General features: G+C 77.8%; 14 protein-coding genes. 8 read left to right on the forward strand and 6 right to left on the reverse strand.

The genetic code is table 11. The features are described 5' to 3' along the window. Nucleotides 1–147 precede the first annotated feature (147 nt). Nucleotides 148–342, forward strand: a complete 195-nt coding sequence (locus Cph01nite_RS13255; RefSeq protein WP_203674925.1) for a hypothetical protein — start codon at nt 148–150, stop codon at nt 340–342. A gap of 50 nt (nt 343–392) precedes the next feature. After that, nucleotides 393–1,103, forward strand: a complete 711-nt coding sequence (locus Cph01nite_RS13260) for a LiaI-LiaF-like domain-containing protein (RefSeq protein ID WP_203674927.1) — start codon at nt 393–395, stop codon at nt 1,101–1,103. A gap of 42 nt (nt 1,104–1,145) precedes the next feature. Here Cph01nite_RS13260 and Cph01nite_RS13265 read toward each other — a convergent pair whose 3' ends face one another. Then, on the reverse strand, nt 1,146–2,672 hold the full coding sequence (locus tag Cph01nite_RS13265) for a hypothetical protein (RefSeq protein WP_203674929.1): 1,527 nt from the start codon (nt 2,670–2,672) through the stop codon (nt 1,146–1,148). 105 nt (nt 2,673–2,777) lie between these two features. On the opposite strand from Cph01nite_RS13265, the gene Cph01nite_RS13270 reads away from it, so the two are divergent. After that, entirely contained in the window at nt 2,778–3,809 is a 1,032-nt protein-coding gene (locus Cph01nite_RS13270) for a M15 family metallopeptidase (RefSeq protein WP_203674931.1), read from the forward strand. A 2-nt stretch (nt 3,810–3,811) separates the two neighbouring features. Here the strand turns inward: Cph01nite_RS13270 and Cph01nite_RS13275 are convergent, their stop codons facing one another. The 4 genes from Cph01nite_RS13275 to Cph01nite_RS13290 are packed head-to-tail and all read right to left on the reverse strand — an operon-like array spanning nt 3,812 to nt 9,457. Then, nucleotides 3,812–5,248: a DHA2 family efflux MFS transporter permease subunit gene (locus Cph01nite_RS13275; RefSeq protein WP_239069255.1), complete on the reverse strand. Its 1,437-nt coding sequence runs from the start codon at nt 5,246–5,248 to the stop codon at nt 3,812–3,814. Nucleotides 5,249–5,282: 34 nt separating this feature from the next. Next, nucleotides 5,283–6,347, reverse strand: a complete 1,065-nt coding sequence (ligD, locus tag Cph01nite_RS13280) for a non-homologous end-joining DNA ligase (RefSeq protein WP_203674933.1) — start codon at nt 6,345–6,347, stop codon at nt 5,283–5,285. Between the two features lie 3 nt (nt 6,348–6,350). Next, entirely contained in the window at nt 6,351–9,302 is a 2,952-nt protein-coding gene (locus tag Cph01nite_RS13285) for a helix-turn-helix transcriptional regulator (protein ID WP_203674935.1), read from the reverse strand. Then, nucleotides 9,299–9,457, reverse strand: coding sequence for a hypothetical protein (locus Cph01nite_RS13290; protein WP_203674937.1), 159 nt, complete (start codon nt 9,455–9,457; stop codon nt 9,299–9,301). The genes Cph01nite_RS13285 and Cph01nite_RS13290 overlap by 4 nt, the downstream gene beginning before the upstream one ends. A 252-nt stretch (nt 9,458–9,709) precedes the next feature. Here Cph01nite_RS13290 and Cph01nite_RS13295 point away from each other — a divergent pair, with 252 nt between their 5' ends. Both Cph01nite_RS13295 and Cph01nite_RS13300 read left to right on the forward strand, forming a co-directional pair. Beyond that, a complete protein-coding gene (locus Cph01nite_RS13295; RefSeq protein WP_203674939.1) occupies nt 9,710–9,943 on the forward strand; it encodes a PspC domain-containing protein in 234 nt (77 codons plus the stop codon). 95 nt (nt 9,944–10,038) lie between these two features. Further along, nucleotides 10,039–10,473 (forward strand): ATP-binding protein, encoded by a 435-nt coding sequence (locus Cph01nite_RS13300; RefSeq protein WP_203674941.1) that lies wholly within the window; start codon nt 10,039–10,041, stop codon nt 10,471–10,473. A 34-nt stretch (nt 10,474–10,507) separates the two neighbouring features. On the opposite strand, the gene Cph01nite_RS13305 is transcribed toward Cph01nite_RS13300, so the two are convergent. Next, nucleotides 10,508–13,003: an InlB B-repeat-containing protein gene (locus Cph01nite_RS13305; RefSeq protein WP_203674942.1), complete on the reverse strand. Its 2,496-nt coding sequence runs from the start codon at nt 13,001–13,003 to the stop codon at nt 10,508–10,510. A gap of 258 nt (nt 13,004–13,261) precedes the next feature. Here Cph01nite_RS13305 and Cph01nite_RS13310 point away from each other — a divergent pair, with 258 nt between their 5' ends. The 3 genes from Cph01nite_RS13310 to Cph01nite_RS13320 all read left to right on the forward strand — a co-directional run bounded on the left by Cph01nite_RS13310 (nt 13,262) and on the right by Cph01nite_RS13320 (nt 17,205). Beyond that, nucleotides 13,262–14,836, forward strand: coding sequence for a MinD/ParA family ATP-binding protein (locus tag Cph01nite_RS13310; protein WP_203674944.1), 1,575 nt, complete (start codon nt 13,262–13,264; stop codon nt 14,834–14,836). A gap of 159 nt (nt 14,837–14,995) precedes the next feature. Beyond that, a complete protein-coding gene (locus tag Cph01nite_RS13315) occupies nt 14,996–15,589 on the forward strand; it encodes an RNA polymerase sigma factor (RefSeq protein ID WP_373307583.1) in 594 nt (197 codons plus the stop codon). A gap of 125 nt (nt 15,590–15,714) precedes the next feature. Then, nucleotides 15,715–17,205 (forward strand): hypothetical protein, encoded by a 1,491-nt coding sequence (locus Cph01nite_RS13320; protein ID WP_203674946.1) that lies wholly within the window; start codon nt 15,715–15,717, stop codon nt 17,203–17,205. Nucleotides 17,206–17,248 lie beyond the last annotated feature (43 nt).

The raw sequence follows: 17,248 nt of genomic DNA on the forward strand, positions 1-17,248 counted from the left end.
GGCGACGCGGGATCCGCGGCGCGGCAGCATGCCCTCCCCACGGGCGCCGGTCCACGGACCGAGGTCCCTGGTTCTGCGGCCGCGACCCTCCTAGCCTGCGTTCACGGCCCCGTGCTCGGGGCATGGCGTCTCGGCAAGGAGGCCGACATGCGAGTCCGTCCGTACCACTCCGCCCGCAGCACCGCGGCGCACGTCTACCACGAGGACGACGACTGCCCGGCGGGCCGGAACCTCCCGTGGTTCGACAAGGTCGAGGGCAGCGCGGACTGCGAGCCGTGCCCGCAGTGCGTCCGGACGACGGCGGCGTGCCCCGACCACCCGGCGACGGCCTCCGTCTCCTGACGCGCGGCCCGGTCCGGGACCCCGGACCGGGCTGCCGCTAGGTTGACCCCATGGAGGCGCGTCGCTCGCTCGGTCAGGTGCTCGTCGGGGTGCTCGTGGTGCTCGCCGGGGTGGTGCTGCTGCTCGAGCGCACCGGCGTCGTCGACGTGGACCTCGGGACGCTGGTCGGCACGCTGTGGCCGCTGCTGGTCGTCCTCGTGGGCCTGACCTCGTTGCTGCTGGTGCCGCGCGCGTGGTTCGGCCCCGTGGTGATCACGGCGGCCGGGCTCGTGCTGCTGCTCGACCGGCTCGACGTGCTGGACGTCAGCGTCGGGGACTACCTGTGGCCCGTCGCCGTGATCCTCATCGGCCTGGGCATCACGTTCGGGGCGTCGTCGCGCAGCGAGGAGCAGGACCGCCTCACGGCGATCGCGTTCTGGTGGGGCACCGAGCGCCGCACGCGGACGCGGCAGTTCCGGTCCGCGAGCCTCACGGCGATCATGGGCGGCGTCGAGCTGGACCTGCGCGACGCCGACATCGAGGGGTCCGCCCGCATCGACGTCTTCACGTTCTGGGGCGGTGTCGAGATCAAGGTCCCCCGCACGTGGGAGGTCCGCACGTCCGGCCTGCCCCTGCTCGGCGGCTGGGAGGACAGGACCGAGCCGCCCGTGGGCGGTGGCCCGGTGCTCGACGTGCGGATCGTCACCATCATGGCCGGCGCGGAGGTACGCCACGGCAAGGTCAAGCCCGGCCCCGTGATCGAGGACGCGCCGGTCGTCTGACGCCGGTCCGCCCGACCGGCGCGGTCGCGCGCGTCAGGGCTCCTAGAGGACCGGTGCGGACTGCCCGACGACCTGCGGCCCGCCGATCTCGCGGCTGCCGTGCTCGTCGTGCGCGAAGGAGTGCGCGACTCGGATGCCGGGGCGGCCGGGTGCGGACGCGTCCACCACGACCCGCGGGTACGGGCGCGAGGCGTCGGCCGGGCTCGTCCAGGCGACGGCGGCCGCGGCGTACCCGCCGGACCGTGCGGCCTCGCGCGCCTGGGCGACGCCCGCGTCGGAGAACGGGAAGTCGAGCACCTCGACGTCGTACTCCTCGCGGACCAGCACGAACGGTGCGCAGCCCGCGACGTCGGCCACGGCCCGGTCCAGGGCGAGCTCGAGCGCGCGCAGGGCGAGGTCCTGGACCCGCTCCGACGGCCGGTGCGGCAGGTCCTCCGGCGTGAGCGGCTGCTCGGGCGTCACCGGCATGCCACGCCCGGGCGTGGGGAAGGTGTCGGCCGGCGTCGGGCCCCAGGCGGCGGGCTCCGCCTGGTCGGCGACGGGCTCGGGGGCGTCCTCGGCGACGTGCTCGGGGGCGTCCACCACGAACGTCGGGGTCCACGCCGCCGGCTCGGGCTGCGGCTCGGCGGTGTCCTCGACGAAGGTCGGGGTCCAGGCGGCCTCGACGGGTGCGACGGCCTCGGGCTCCTGGTGCCCGTGGTCGGGTCCGGCGGTGTCCTCGACGAACGTGGGGGCCCAGGCCGCGGGCTCGGGCACGTCCTCGACGAGGGTCGGGGTCCAGGCGGCCGGCTCGGGGTCCGTGGCACCGACGTCCTGCTGCTCGGGCCCGGCGTCGGCGGTGTCCTCGACGAAGGTCGGGGTCCAGGCGGCGGGCTCGGGGTCCTTGCCGGCGTCCGCGACCAGGGTCGGCACCCACGCGGCGCTCGGCGCGGGGGCGTCGTCGGGCGCCGGGACGTCGACCTCCGCGACCGCGGCCTCGTCGACCGGGACCTCCGCGACCGCGACCTCGTCGACCGGGGCCTCCGGGACCGCGATCTCGTGGACCGCGACGTCCTCGACCGCGACCCGGGACGGGCCGGCGTCGGGGGAAGGGTGCGGGGTCGGGACCCGCGGCTGGTGGCCCTGCTGCAGGTGCGCGGCGGCGCGCGCCACGTAGTCGACCGTCCACCCGGCCGACCGCACCCGCCAGCGGGCGTGCGCGTCGAGCACGGGCAGCACGGGCATGTGCGGACGGTCGAGCACCAGCACGCCGGGGGTCGCGCCCTCGGGGCCGGGGCACATCATCCACACGGCGTCGGTCACCGACGCGACGAGCAGGTCGCCGACCGCGATGCCGATGGCCGCGGCGACACCCGCGGGCGCCGGGACGTGCGGCGGGTGCGTCGCGAGCAGGCGGTCCCAGCGGGCGTCGAGCGCCGCGGTGTCACTCCCGTCGGTGCCGTCGCCCCGCAGCCAGTCGCGCAGGCGGTCGAGGTGCGCGGACTCGCCGGGCGAGAGCGGGCGCGCGAGCACCGGAGCGGCGGCGGGAACGGCGGACCTCGCCGCGAGTGCGGGCGAGAGGCTGTCCATGCCCGGGTCATCGGCGTCGACGGTGCACGCCTTGAGCCCCCGGACGTGTGACGTCCGCGCGCGCCCCCGGGTTAGCGTGGTCGTCCGTCCCCGGGGGAGGTCGTCGTGCGTCGTGTCGCCGTCGCGAGCGTCACCGCGGTCTCGCTCGCCCTCGGCGTCGGGATCGGGGTCCAGACGTGGACCGCCGGCGAGCGCCGCGCGGCGCAGGACGCGCGCGAGGCGGCCCGGTCGCGGGTCGACGGCGCGCTCGCGGTCGTGCACGACGACTCCGCAGTGCGGGCCGCCGCCGTGGCGGCGTCCGGCACCGCGGGTGCGGCGGGTCTGCTCACCGACGCACGCGCCGCGCTCGAGGCGGCGGTCGCGCAGGGCCGGGAGACGCTGACCGCGTCCGACGGTCAGGTGGGCGCGGACGACGGCCCGCGCGCCGCGCTCGCGGAGCAGCTGGAGTCGGCGCACGTCTCGGCGCCGACGGCGTCGCCGGCGCTGGCGCGGCAGCTGGCGGCGGCGGTGTCGGCGGCGGAGCAGGCGGTCCACGCCGCCGTGTCCGCCGAGCAGTCCCGCGTGGCCGCCGCGGCGCAGGCCGCGCAGGCCGCGCAGGCCGCGCAGCGGGCCGCGTCCGCGCCGCGCCCGCGGGCGTCCGCCCCGGCGGCGACGCCGGACCGTTGCGCCACCACGTACAGCGGGCCGGCGTTCTACACGTCCGCGCCGACCGAGGGCGGCGACGGCTCGAACGGGCGGCTGCCGGCGTCGGCGCTGACCGCGGTCTCGTGGACCCGGGACTCCCGCGGCACGCCGTTCTACCTGCGCGCGGACGCGGCGGCGGCGCTCGAGCGGCTGAACGTGGCGTTCCGCGCGGCCCTCGGGCACGACCTCGCGCTGGACCTGACCTACCGCGACCTCGACACGCAGGTGGCGATGCGCGCGGCGCTGGGCTCGGTGGCGGCGGTGCCCGGCACGTCGTCGCACGGGACGGGCCTGGCGCTGGACACCCCGGAGCTGCCGTGCGCGTACGGCTGGGACTCCGCGGCGCGGGCCTGGCTCGTGGCGCACGGCCCGGCGTACGGGTGGGTGTCGCCCACGTGGGCGCGGCAGAACGGCTCGAACCCGGAGTACTGGCACTACGAGTACCGGGGCTGACGTCAGCCGGCGCTGCCGCGGGGCGTGGGACGGTCCGGCGGGCGCACCGCGGCGGCGCCGGTGGGCACGGTGGCCCACGCGACCGCGGCACCGGCGGTGAGCAGGCCCGCGCACACGAGCATGGCCGTGCGGTGGGCGGGGGCCAGCCGGGCGGGGTCCGTCAGCGAGGCCCCGACGCCCGCGACGAGCGGCAGGACGGCGACCGCCAGCAGGCTGCCGATGCGCGCGACGGCGTTGTTGACCCCGCTGGCCACGCCCGCGAGCCGGTCGGGCGCCGCCGCGAGCGCGGTCGTGGTCAGCGGCGCGACCGTCAGGACCAGACCGAGCCCCTGCAGCGTCACGCCCGGCAGCACGTGCGTGACGTACGGGGCGTCCGGTCCGACGCCGGCGAGCAGCGCGGTGCCGACCGCGACCACCAGCGGCCCCACCGTCATGGGCACGCGGGGGCCGATGCGCACGCCGAGCGCGCCGGCGCGGGGCGACAGGGCCAGCAGCAGCAGCGTCGTGGGCAGGGGCGCGAGGCCGGCGGCCAGGGGCGAGTACCCGGACACCACCTGCAGGGTCACGACGAGGAAGAACCCCACCCCGGACAGCGCGGCGTACACGAGGAACGTGGCGAGGTTGACGCCGGCGAACGGCCGCCACCGGAACAGGTGCGGCGGGACGAGCGGCGCGCGGGCGCGGGCCTCGACGCGGACGAACGCCACCAGCGCGACGACCCCGGCGAGCAGCGCGCCCCCGACGACCGACCGCGCGGCCCCGGGCGCCGTCCAGACCGTGAACCCGTACGTCAGCCCGGCCAGGCCGAGCGCCCCGAGCACGGTCCCGGCGACGTCGACCCGGGTCTGCGCCCCCGGGTCGGCGGACTCCGGCACGTGCCGCAGCGCGACCGCGACGACGAGCGCGGCGAGGGGCACGTTGATGCCGAACACCCACCGCCAGTCGGCCACCTGCACGATCCAGCCCCCGAGGAACGGTGCCGCGGCGCCCGCGATGCCGCCCAGCCCCGACCACGCGCCGATGGCCCGGCCGCGGTCCTCACCGACGAACGTCGACTGCAGGATCGCCAGCGACCCGGGGGTCAGCAGCGCCCCGCCGACGCCCTGCAGCACCCGGGCGGCCACGAGCGTGCCGACGTCCGGCGCCAGCGCGCAGCCCACCGAGGCGAGCGCGAACCACACGACGCCGACGAGGAACACGCGCCGCCGCCCGAACCGGTCGCCGAGCGCGCCGCCGAGCAGCAGGAAGGCCGCGAGCGTCAACGCGTAGCCGTTGACGGTCCACTGCAGGTCGGCGGTCGTGGCACCCAGGTCCTCGGCGATGCGCGGCAGCGCGATCGTGACGACCGTCGCGTCGATGAACGCGAGCGCCGACCCGAGCACCGTCGCGAGCAGCACCCACCGGCCGGCGGCGGAGCGGTAGCCGACGGTCCCGGTCACTGCCGGCGCCCCGGGACGCAGGTCGCGCGCCGCGTCATCGGGGTCGGTCGCGGTCCTTGCTCGGCTGCACCCGCTTGGGCTCGCCCGGCATCTTCGGGTACTCGGGCGGGTAGGGCAGGTCCCCGTGGCCCTCGTCGCGCTCCTGCCGGTCGGCCAGCTCCAGCAGCGAGTCCAGGCGGTAGCGGGGCGCGGCGTGCGCGACGAGCGGGGCGTGCAGGTCGCCGACGGCGGCGACCCGCGCGGGCACCGTCAGGACGTCGAAGTCGTCGGGGTGGACGTCGGGCACCTCGTCCCACGTCAGGGGCGCGGAGACCGTGGCGCGCGGGTTGGACCGGATCGAGTAGGCCGAGGCGATCGTGCGGTCACGCGCCATCTGGTTGTAGTCGACGAAGATCTTGGCGCCGCGCTCCTCCTTCCACCACTTCATGGTGACCTCGTCCGGCATCCGTCGCTCGAGCTCGCGACCGAACGCGATCGTGGCCCGGCGGGCGTCGGTGAACGACCACTGCGGCTCGATGGGCACGAAGACGTGCAGCCCTCGCCCGCCCGACGTCTTGGGGTAGCCCTCGAGCCCGTGCTCGGCGAGCAGCTCACGCACCCGCGGCGCGACCCGCGCGGCGTCGGCGAAGTCGGTGCCCGGCTGCGGGTCGAGGTCGATGCGCACCTGGTCGGGCCGCTCGACGTCGTCGCGGACGACGGGCCAGGGGTGGAACGTCAGCGTGCCGAGGTTGGCGGCCCACGCGACGACGGCGAGCTCGGTCGGCGCGACCTCGTCGGCCGTACGGCCCGACGGGAACGCGATGCGCGCCGTCTCGACGTACCCCGGCGCGCCCTGCGGCACGCGCTTCTGGTAGAACGCATCGCCCGAGGAGTCCTGGCGCGTCGACATCCGGGCGCCGTCGAACACGCCCTTGGGCCAGCGCTCGAGCGTGGTGGGCCGGTGCAGCAGCGCCCCCAGGATCCCGTCGCCCACGGCGACGAAGTACTCGACGACGTCGAGCTTGGTCAGCCCGCGCTCGGGGAACACGACGCGGTCGGGGCTGCTCACGCGCACGGTGCGGCCGGCCACGTCCAGCTCCACCGCCGAGGTCTGTGCCATGGCTCACACGGTAGGGCCGGGGGCCGACACGCGCTCCTCGCCCAGGGGGCCGCGGCCCAGCAGCCCGCGCTCGTGCGCGATCGTCACGGCCTCGGTCCGCCCCGACGCCCCCAGCTTGGCCAGCAGGTTCGAGACGTGCACGGACACGGTCTTGCCCGAGATGAACAGCCGCTCGCCGACCTGCCGGTTGGACAGCCCCTGCGCGACGAGGGCGAGCACCTCGGCCTCGCGGGCCGTGAGCACCGTGGCGCCCGGCGCCCCGGACGCGGGGCCGGCTCCCAGCCGGGCCCGCCGCAGCAGGTCCTCGACGGCGTCCACCAACGGCGTGGCGCCCATCGCGCGCGCCTCGCCGAGCGCGGCCCGCGCCTCGTCGCCCGCCCCCGCACGGTCACCCGCGGCCAGCAGCGCCTCCGCGAGCCGCCACCGGGTGCGCGCCGTCTCGTACCGGTGCCCGTACGCGAGCTCCGCCACGGCGGCCCGCCAGAGGTCCGGTGCGGCGGAGCCGTGCGCGCGGGCGTGCTCGGCGCGGGCGCGCGCGAGCCACGCGCGCCCCTCGGGCCCCAGGCGCCCGCCGCGCGGCCGGCCGTGCTCCGCGGTGTGCTCGACGCGCGCGAGCCGGGCGTCGGCCTGGTCGAGCAGGTCCGTGACGTCGTCGCCGGCGGACCTGCGCGCCGCGGCCTCGTCGGCGAGGGCGGCCAGCGCGAGCGCGGTCAGCCAGATCCCGCCGAGGTACTCCGGCGACCACAGCGTGCGCAGGTGCGCGTCGACGCGGTCCGCCTGCGCGCGGGCGGCGGTCGCCCGGCCCTGCCAGGTCAGCGCGTCGACCGCGTTGCCGCCGGCGGCGAGTGCGACCAGCGCGTCGCGCGACCACCACGCCTCGAGCGCGGCGGCGCGCTCGACCACGTCGGTGTCCCCGCGGGCGGTGGCCGCGTACAGGTCGGCCGCCGCGACGAGCGCCCGCGCGTAGCCGGGGGCGTCCTCGGCGTCCGGGGCCGGGGTCGCGGACAGGTCGCCGCGCACGAACCGGACCAGCGCGTCGAGCATGCGCAGGTCGACGCCGTGCGACGCCCACATCATGCCGAGCTCCTGCGCGCGCCGGCTGCCCGCCGCCGCCTCGGCCGCCGCCCGGGCCAGGTCGCCCGCGTAGTAGGCGGTGGTCGTGAGGTTGAAGCGGATCCGCAGCTCGATCGCGTGGTCGTCGGTCGGGGTGGCGCGCGCCAGGGCCTCGGTGAGCAGCCGGGTCGAGCGCTCGTGGTCGCGGCGCTCCGCGACCGCCGTCGTCGTGAGGGCGTCGGACTCCGCCGCCGAGGCGCCGACCTCGCGCGCGACCTGCGCGGCGCGCGTCGCCACCTCCTCGGCCTCGTCCTCGCGACCCAGGTTGAGCGCTGCGCGCGCGTACGTCGCCAGCGCCCACGCCCGCTCCGGGGACGGGCCCTCGGGCAGCGCGTCCAGCGCCGTCGCCGCCTCGGTGAGCGCGCCGTCGCAGTCCTCGACGGACAGCAGGTGCCGCGCGACGACGACGCGGGCGCCGGCGCGCGCGACCGGGTCGTCGCCCGCGGCCGCGAGCGACGCCCGCGCGAGCTGCACGGCCCGCTCCGACTCCCCGGCGCGGCTCGCGGCACCGGCGGCGAGCCGCAGCACGGCGGCGTGCGGGTCGGGCAGGGTCGCCGCGACGTCCGGGACGGCGTCCCACAGGCGCAGGACCACCTCGAGGTGCCGCAGCTCCTCCGCGGGCGCCAGCACCTGGTGGGCCTGCCGGGCGGCCTCCCACGATGCGGTCAGGGCCACCGGCAGGTCGGGGACGCGCAGCGCGTGCGTGGCGCGCTGCGCGGCGACCCCCGGTCCCGTCGCGGTGCCCAGCGCGACGAGGAACGCGCGGTGGGCCGCGGCGGCCTCGCCGGGCAGCAGGTCGGCGTACACGGCCTCGGCGAGCAGCGCGTGGCGGAACGCGATGTGGTCGTCCTCGACGACGAGCACGTGCTGGGTCACCGCCTCGCGCAGGGCCGCGTCGACGGGCGCCGGCCCGGTCGCGGGGTCCGCCTGCGCCGCGGCCCGCAGCAGCGGCTCGGCCACCCGGCGGCCCGCCACGGACGCGAGCTGCACGAGCCGCACCGTCGCGGCGTCGAGGCGCTCGACGCGCGTGCGCAGCACGTCGGCGAGGGACCAGGGCAGCGCGTCGGTGCCCGCGCCGGCCTCGATGAGCTCCTCGGTGAAGTAGGCGTTGCCCTCCGCGCGCTCCCGCACGCGGTGCAGCAGCGCCTCGGGCAGCGGGCGTCCCGCGACGGCGGTGGCGAACTCCCGCAGCTCGTCCCCCCGGAACGGCGCGAGCGGCAGGTGCGTGCTGCGCGGGTGCCGCGCGAGCTCGGCGGCCACGGGCCGCCAGGGGTGCCGGCGGTGCAGGTCGTCCGTGCGGTACGTCGCGACGACGACCAGCGGCTGCGCCGCGAGCCGCGACACGACGAACCGCAGCAGGTCCCGGCTGGACGCGTCGGCCCAGTGCAGGTCCTCCAGGACCAGGAGCAGCGGACGGTCGGCCGACGCGCAGGCCGTGAGCACCTCGACGACGCCCTCGAACAGCTCGCGCCGCTCGTCCGCGTCGGACACCGGCGGCGCGATCTCCGCACCGGACGCGCCGGCACCGAGCAGCCGGCCCAGCGCGGGACGCGCCGCGACGACGCCCGCCACGGCGTCGGGGTCGAGCGCCCGCAGCGCGCCCAGCACCTCGGAGAACGGCAGGTACGGCAGCCCGATCTCGCCCAGGTCGACGCAGTGCCCGGTGACGACGCGCGCGCCCTCGGCGGCGACCGTCTGGCCGACGTGCCGCAGCAGGCGCGTCTTGCCGACGCCCGCGTCCGCGCCCAGCAGGACGAGCGAGGGCGCGCCGGCGCGCGCGCCGTCCAGCGCCTGCCGCAACCGGGCGACCTGCTCCGCGCGTGCGACGAACGGTGTGCTCATCGGGCCGTGTGCCACATCCCCGATCCAAGCAGCCACCACCGACGTCGGGCACGCCGGATCGCCGGCACCCGGCCCCGGCGCACCTCGTCGGCCACGGACTCGCGGCGGTACGCGAGCTCGGCGTCGAGCGCCGGTCCCCACAGCTCCAGTCCCATGTCGTCCTCCTCCTGCGGTCCGGTGCGGACGTCGTGCCGACGCGGACCTGTCCCCGGCACGTCCTCCACGGTGCTGCTGAGGCGGGGCCCGCCACATCGGTCGACCGCCCCGACGTGCGGTGCACCCCGGGTCTGAGGCACCTCAGGCGGTCCGGTCCCGGGGTACGGATCAGGGTCGGATGGGGGACCGACCCGGAGGCGCCGGCCGTCGCGGACGCCCAGACTGGACGCACCGACGAGCACGGAGGACGCATGGACCAGGTACGCGAGACGTTCGCACGAGCAGGGCTGTCACGGCCGCAGACGGGACGCTGGCTGGCCGGTGTGTGCGCGGGCGTGGCGGCGCGGCTGGGGATCGACGCGTGGATCGTCCGGCTCCTGCTGGTGCTGCTGCTGGTGATGGGCGGCAGCTCGCTGCTCATCTACGCGGTGCTGTGGTTCTGCATGCCGCCGCAGGGGTGGATCGCCCCGCCGCGGGCCCCCTGAGGGCCGCACCGGGCGACCCGGCCGGGCGACCCGGTCGGGCGTCCGGGTCGTGGTCCGAGCGGCAGGACGGGCCCACGTCGTGCACCCTGGTGACCGTGGGAGACGTCAGGGACCTTCGCAGCCGACGTGGGGCACCTCCGCCCCTGCTGGACGAGGAGGTCGTCCTGACCGCCGAGCGCAGCGCACCGCGCCAGGCCCGGCACTGGGTGATGCGGGCGGTCGCCGCGGCCGGCGTCGGCGGTGCGTCCAACCAGGTCATCGAGCTGCTGGCGGGCGAGCTCGTCTCCAACGCGGTCGTGCACGGCCCGGCGGGCGAGCCGGTGCGGGTGGCCGTCCGTGTCGACGGGTACGTGGTGCGGGTCGCCGTGACGGACCGCGGGGGCGGTCAGCCGCAGGTGCGCAGCCTCGAGCCCACCGCGGCGAGCGGGCGCGGCATGGCCCTCGTCGACGCGCTGTCGACGTCGTGGGGGTCCGCGCGCCTGCCCGACGGCGGGACGACCGTCTGGTTCGAGGTCGACACGGACGTCTGAGCGCGACGGCCGCACCCGTGGCCGGCCCCGCGGCTCACGGCACGCGCGTGAAGACGTAGGTGTCGACGCGCGTCGGCCGGTCGTCGTGGTAGTCGGACAGGACCTGCGCCCGCAGCTGGTCCCCGTCGCGGCTGAACGTCACGTAGCGCCGCGCGACGTCGGGGTGGTTCCACTCGGCGAAGACCTGCCCCGCGACGACGGTGCCGGGCGAGGCACCCCAGTAGCAGCCCGTCGGCACGCAGTCGCCCCAGTACTCGAAGGTGCCGGACGAGGCGTCCGCCGCGACGGCCACCATCCGCATGGTGGTGCCGCGCACGTCCTGCCACGTGCCGGTGAACATGCCGATGGGGTAGGGCGTGAACGTCGTCCCCACGGTCCGGTCGGCGCCGACGGTCAGCGTGCAGGTCGCCGCGGCGCCCGAGCAGTCCCGGGCCCACGCGGTGAAGCGGTGGTCCTCGCGCGCCCGCGCGGTGAGCGTCAGGACCGTGCCCTCGGGCAGGGTCTCGGTGCAGTCGCCGGGGCAGTCGATGCCGGAGCCGGTGACCCGTCCGCCCGCCGGCGTCTCGACCGTGACGAGCCGCAGCGGCACGAACCGCGCGGTCGCCGAGCGGCCCGCACCCACCTCGAGCGTGCAGTCCCCGCGGCCGGTGCAGTCGCCCGACCACGCCACCGCGTCGGACCCCGCGTCGGCCAGGCCGCGCAGCAGCACGGTCGCGCCGAGGTCGAAGCTGCCGCTGCACGGGCTGGACGCGGCGTCGCACGCCAGGCCGGGCGGGTCGCTCTCGACGCGCCCGCCCCCGACGACCGTGACGACGACGGGCACGCGGTCGTGCGGCGAGCCGAAGGCGGCGCCCGCGGTCGTGGGGCCGGTGACGGTCAGGGCGCACGGTGCACCGACGGGCGTGGCCGCGCACGCCCCGGACCAGGAGAGCTGCGGCTCGGGCCCGGCGGGTGCGGCGGTGAGCGTGACCGACGTGCCGGGGGCGAAGGTGGCCGCGCAGGTCCCCGGGCAGTCGATCCCGGGCGGCGCGCTCGTGACGCGTCCGGCACCGACGACGTCGGCGGTGACGGTCACCGGCCCGGACGGGGTGGCGCCGGGCGTCCCGGGCCCGGGGGCGGTGGGGGGTGCGCCGGTGCCCGATCCCGGTGGTGCCGCGGGCGGCGCGGCCGGTGGCGCTGCGGGCGGTGCGCGCGGTGGTGCGGTGGGCGGTGCCGCCGGTCCCGCCGGAGGCGCCCCGGGGTCCGCCGGTGGGTCCGCCGGCGGGGCCTCGGCCGTGACGTCCGGGACCGTGGCGGGCGCGTCCGGCGGGTCGGGGACCACCTCGGCGACCGGTGCCCCGTCGCCGGGGTCGTACTTGCTCAGCGCGTCGCCCGCGACCCACGCCCTGCCGTCGAACCGCAGGACGCCGACGTCGTGCCCGTCGAGGTCGTTGTAGAAGACCACGCCGTCCTTGGCGAGCAGCTGCAGCCGGTTGCCCGCGGGGGTGAGGTCGAGACGCCCCACGACCTCGTCGTCGCGGACGTCGACGACGACGACCTGCCCGGTGAGCTGGTTGGGGACGAAGACGTAGCGGCCGCTCTGGGCGAGCGGGCCGAAGTCCACGGGCGTCCCGGGGTCCTCGACGGGGACCACCCGCCCGCAGTCGTCCCGGCCGACGGCGGCGACGACGAGCGTGCCCGTCCCGGCGATGGCGGCGTACACCTCGTCGCGGTCGCCCGAGCCCAGCAGCTGCGCCGCGTCCCCGGCGCGCACCTCGAGGCAGGAGCGCCGCCCGACCGCGCCGGAGTCGCGCAGCGGTGCGACCGTCCCCGCGGTCGGGTCCACGAGCACGGGCCGGCCACGGACCAGCAGGAGGCGGTCGTCGGCGTCGGCCGCCTCGCGGTCGACGTGGTGCGTGCCGTCGAACCACGTCAGCCCGCCCCCGCCGGCGTCGACGACCCACAGCCGCCCGTCGTCGTCGACGACCGCCTGGCCCGGCCCGGGCTGCGCCCCGAGCGACACCTCCGTCGTCGTGCCGAGCGTCCGGGGGTCCACGACCGTGGCGATGCGGCGCGTGGCGTCGAGCACGTACACGTCGTCGGTGCCCGGCAGCACCGACAGCGACCCCCCGGGTGTCCCGAACGCGATGGGTGCCGTGACCTCGTACGTCGCACCGTCGATGCGGGCCACCGTCCCGGCCGCGTCGTCGACGACGTACGCCGACGACCCGGCCTGCTCCACGTCGAGCGTCGGCGCCGCCGGGACGCGCAGGGCGGCCGCGACCACCTCGGACGGGCCGTCCACCAGCGACACGAGCCCCTGCCGGGGCGACGCGACCCACGCACCGGCGCCGGACTGCGCCAGCTCGCGCACGGCGTGCCCCTCGGCCAGCAGGGCCACGAGGACGAGCGGCACGGCGACCGCCGACGCCGTCGCGACACCCGTCCACCGGGCCGCCGGGCCGCGCCGGAGCCGGCGCACGGCTCCACGCAGCCGTGCGCCCGGACCACGTGCGGCGACGGACCCGTCACCACGGCGACCGATGGACATCGACGTCCCCCTGGTCCGTGCCTCCCGCGCAGCCGGTGCCCCACCGGCGGGATGTGGAGAGGGACAGACACCCACATTCCACACCCCCCGCCACCCCGGGGGGAAGGGGTGCGGCGGGCGAGGAATGGCGCACCGCTCGCCGCGTCCGTTGTGCGCACTTGCAGGTCTGGCGATACGTTCGTCCAGGATGTGGCGTGCTCGCGCCTGCGGGGTGCCGGTGACGGTGGTCGCGTGCCGGGCAGGACGTAGGGAGCAGAGATGACGCGCAAGGGCGGCAACGTGGCCACGGAGCCGAGCACCACGACGGGTGCGGTCGCGGCGACGACGGGGGCGGTCGCGCAGGTCGCGGCGGGCCCCGACGCACCGGCGGCGCACCTGCCGCAGATCACCGCGGAGGTCCGCGAGGACGGCACGGGTGAGATCACGGTCGACGGCGTGCGCGAGACCATCGCGATGGCCGACCTCGCCCAGGCGGGGGCCGCGATCACCGCGCGCATCGCCGCGCTCGCGTCGGACGCGGGACGCGCGCTGCCCGTCGAGGTGCGCGACCCCGACGGGCTGTGGGCCCTGCTGATCCACCCCGACGGCCGCGTCGACGAGGCCGAGGAGACGGACCTCGCGCCGCCGAGCGCGCCCGTGCCGGCCGTGGAGGCCGCGTGGTCGCCGGACGACGCGCTCTCCACCCCGACGCCGGTCGTGCCGTCGGGCGCGACCCCGGCCGTGCCCCCGGCCGCGGGTGCCGGGACGCCGGTGCCGTCGGGCGAGGTGCCGGTGGCGACAGCCGCGCCCGCCGCGGAGCCGGCCGCCGCGGCACCCGTGGCCGAGGCGCCCACGGCGCAGTCGCGCGGCGAGGCCCGGGGTGAGACGCGTGCGGAGCGTCGCGCGTCGGACACCGCGTCGCTGCCGACGCTCGACGACCTGCTGGCCGCCCGGCACCCGGCCCACGAGGGGCCTGCGGAGCAGGGCTGGCAGCGCACGGTCCGTCGCCTGACCCTCGGCGCCGTCAAGCCGCGCCCCGGCGCGGCCGAGCGCGCGCGTCGCTCGCAGGTCGACGCGATCCGCCGCACGTTCGACGGCCCGCGCACCGTGGTCGTCGTCAACCCCAAGGGCGGGGCGCACAAGACGACCGCGACCATGCTGCTGGCCTCGACGTTCGGCCTGGCCCGCGGTGGCTACACCCTCGCGTGGGACAACAACGAGACGCGCGGCACGCTGGGCTGGCGCTCGTCGCACGGGGACCACACCCGGACCGCCGTCGACCTGCTGCACGCGCTGCCGGACCTGACGCAGCGGGGCACGCTGCGCATCGGTGACCTCGACGCGTTCGTCCGCACGCAGCAGGACGAGCAGTTCGACGTGCTCGCGTCGGACGAGAACGCGGCGTCGATCGAGAGCGTCGACGCGGCCTCGTACCGGTCGCTGCACGACGTGCTGTCGCAGTTCTACCGCGTGCTCGTCGTGGACACGGGCAACAACATGCGCGCCTCGAACTGGCAGGCCGCGGTGGAGTCCGCCGACCAGCTCGTCGTCGTCTCGACGCTGCGCGAGGACACCGCGCAGTCCGCCGCGTGGGCGCTGGACGCGCTGCGCGCGACGGGGCAGGACGAGCTGGTGCGCCAGGCGGTGACGATCCTGTCGTTCCCGGAGCCCAAGGTCGACAAGGACCTGCGGCAGCGGCTGCGCTCGCACTTCGGTGCGCTGACGCGCGCCGTGATCGAGGTCCCGCACGACAAGGCGCTGGTCACGGGTGGCCCCATCGACCACGCCGCGCTGCGCCCGGCGACGCGCGACGCGTGGCTGCGGGCGACGGCGGTCGTCGCCGACGGGCTCTGACACCGGCGCGCCCGCCGGGGTGACGTCCGGGGGCGGCGGGGACGGGTGTGACGCGACGTGCAAGATCCGGGCGGCACGCGACACCGGGAGGGTGAGGGCGGTGCTCGTACCGCCCCGCCCGCACGTCCGTCCGCCCGCACGCCCGACCCGGGAGCCGCAGTGCCCGCGCACCCTGAGCACGACACGCCCGTCGACCCCGACCTGCGCGTCGTCGGTGGCCCCACCGACGACGACGCCCGCGACGCGCCGCGCGGGGAGGCCGGTGCGGCGCGCGGCGCCGCCTGGTTCGAGCACCTGGTCCGCGAGCACGCGACGGCCGTGCACCGCTACGTCGTGCGGCGCGTCGCGCGCGACGACGCCGAGGACCTCACCGCCGACGTCCTGACCGTCGCGTGGCGGCGCCGCGACGACGTGCCCGCGGGCGCCGAGCTGCCGTGGCTGTACCGCACGGCGGGCTACGTGGTCGCGAACCACCGCCGCAAGAGCCGGCCCGTGCCGGTGGCCGACGTGCCGGAGGAGACCGACGCCGACGACCCGGCGCTGCGGGCGGTGCGCGACGAGACGGTGCGCACGGTGCTGGCCGGCCTGTCGGCCCGCGACCGCGAGGTCCTGCTCCTGCACGCGTGGGAGGGCCTGGCGGGCGAGGGGCTCGCGGCGGCTCTGGGGATCGGCCGGGGCGGCGCGGACGCCGCGCTGTCCCGTGCCCGCGCCCGGCTGCGCGCGGCGTTCGACGACGCCGGCGTGGCGCCCTGACGCCGGTCCGCGCCCGCCGCTGACGCACCGCGGCGGTGCAAGACACGGCGGTGCAAGACACGGAGCGCCCGCCACACAGACGGGGTGGAGACAGCACGCGTTCCGCACGCACCAGGAGGCACCCCATGGACGACGCCCGCGACCCTCGTGACCCCCGGGTCACCCCGTCCGGCGCACCGGACGCCGCGGCGCCGGCGACCGACGCACCGACGGACGCCGCCGTCGCCCGGGTGCGGGCGGCGGACCCGGCGTCCGACGCCGTGCCCGACACGGCCCGGCTGCACGCGCGCCTCACCGACGCCACGGGCGTGCCGCTGGCGGCCGCGGCCCCGGCGACCGACGAGCTCGCCGCGGCCCGCGCCCGGCGTGCCGGCCCGGCGCGCTGGCTGCAGGTCGCCGCCGTGGCCGCCGGTGTCGCGCTGGTCGGTGGCGGCGGGTACGCGGTGGGGGCCGCGGGTGCCGGTGAGCCGTCGGCGCCCCCGATCGCGCTGCAGGGCGCCGGGGGTGCGGCGGGCGCTCCCGAGCTCGCGACCGCCGACATGGCCGGGGCCGACGCCCGCTCGATGATGGCGCCGGGCTGGTTCGGGGGGCGGACCGTGTTCAGCGGCAGCGGGCTCGCCGGCGCCGCCGGCTCGGGCCGGGCGTGGGCGTTCGACGCGACGGCGGCGGCGACGTCCGCGACCGCGGCGCGCGTCGCCGAGGTGCTGGGCGTCACGGGTGAGCCGCGTCAGGAGTGGGGCCAGTGGGTCGTCGGCACGAACGACGGCACGTCGGCGACGGTCCAGGTGGGGGTCGACGGGCAGGCGAGCATGTGGTTCTACGACCGGGCCTGGGACCCGTCGGTGTGCACGAGCGGTGTCCCGGAGACGCTCGACGGGGCCGGGTCCGCCGGGTCCGCGGGGGCAGCCGAGCAGGGTGTGCCCGAGCCGGACGTCGCCGTCGAGCCGCTGCCCGCACCCGGACTGCCGCAGGACCCCGCACCGGCCGACCCGAGCGTGTGCGACCCCGCCGCCACGCCCACGGGCGACGCCGCGACCGCGGCGGCACGCGACCTCATGGGCCGCCTCGGGGTCGACACCGCGGGGTACGAGTTCACGGTGTTCGAGGACACGGGCGTCCCCGGTCTCGTCAGCGTCACCGGTGCGCAGGTCGTCGACGGCACGCAGACGGGCCTGGGCTGGTCGGTGCAGCTGGCCGGTACCGGGGTGCAGTCCGTGTCCGGGCCGCTGGCGACGCTCGTCGAGCTCGGCACGTACGACCACGTCAGCGCCGACGAGGCCGTCGAGCGGCTCAACGACCCGCGCTTCGGGGCGTCCTACGGCGGCATGGTGCCGCTCGCGGCGCGCGCCGAGGGTGCCGTCGCCGACGACGTCGTGACCCTGCCGGCCGAGCCCGCCGCCGAGCCGACGGTGCCGCCCGTGCCGTCCGCCGGCGACCCCGTCGCCTGGCCGGTGCAGCACGTCACGATCACCGGGGCGCGCCTGGGCGTCACGCTGCTGACGACGCCGACGGGCGCCACCCTGCTGGTGCCCGCGTGGGAGCTGAGCGACGCGGACGGCGGCACGTGGAGCGTCGTCGCGGTGGTGGAGGACCAGCTCGACCTGAGCGCGGCCTGACGGGCGCGCGCCGCGGGGCGGCGAGCCGGAGGGGCTCGCCACC

The sequence above is a fragment of the Cellulomonas phragmiteti genome (assembly GCF_016862775.1).
In the GTDB taxonomy this organism is placed as follows: domain Bacteria; phylum Actinomycetota; class Actinomycetes; order Actinomycetales; family Cellulomonadaceae; genus Cellulomonas; species Cellulomonas phragmiteti.

Excerpts from the sequence above, each read along its gene's own strand:
- Cph01nite_RS13255 (WP_203674925.1), top strand. The coding sequence starts at position 148 with ATGCGAGTCCGTCCGTACCACTCCGCCCGCAGCACCGCGGCGCACGTC.
- Cph01nite_RS13260 (WP_203674927.1), top strand. The coding sequence starts at position 393 with ATGGAGGCGCGTCGCTCGCTCGGTCAGGTGCTCGTCGGGGTGCTCGTG.
- Cph01nite_RS13265 (WP_203674929.1), bottom strand. The coding sequence starts at position 2,672 with ATGGACAGCCTCTCGCCCGCACTCGCGGCGAGGTCCGCCGTTCCCGCC.
- ligD (WP_203674933.1), bottom strand. The coding sequence starts at position 6,347 with ATGGCACAGACCTCGGCGGTGGAGCTGGACGTGGCCGGCCGCACCGTG.
- Cph01nite_RS13285 (WP_203674935.1), bottom strand. The coding sequence starts at position 9,302 with ATGAGCACACCGTTCGTCGCACGCGCGGAGCAGGTCGCCCGGTTGCGG.
- Cph01nite_RS13290 (WP_203674937.1), bottom strand. The coding sequence starts at position 9,457 with ATGGGACTGGAGCTGTGGGGACCGGCGCTCGACGCCGAGCTCGCGTAC.
- Cph01nite_RS13295 (WP_203674939.1), top strand. The coding sequence starts at position 9,710 with ATGGACCAGGTACGCGAGACGTTCGCACGAGCAGGGCTGTCACGGCCG.
- Cph01nite_RS13305 (WP_203674942.1), bottom strand. The coding sequence starts at position 13,003 with ATGTCCATCGGTCGCCGTGGTGACGGGTCCGTCGCCGCACGTGGTCCG.
- Cph01nite_RS13310 (WP_203674944.1), top strand. The coding sequence starts at position 13,262 with ATGACGCGCAAGGGCGGCAACGTGGCCACGGAGCCGAGCACCACGACG.
- Cph01nite_RS13320 (WP_203674946.1), top strand. The coding sequence starts at position 15,715 with ATGGACGACGCCCGCGACCCTCGTGACCCCCGGGTCACCCCGTCCGGC.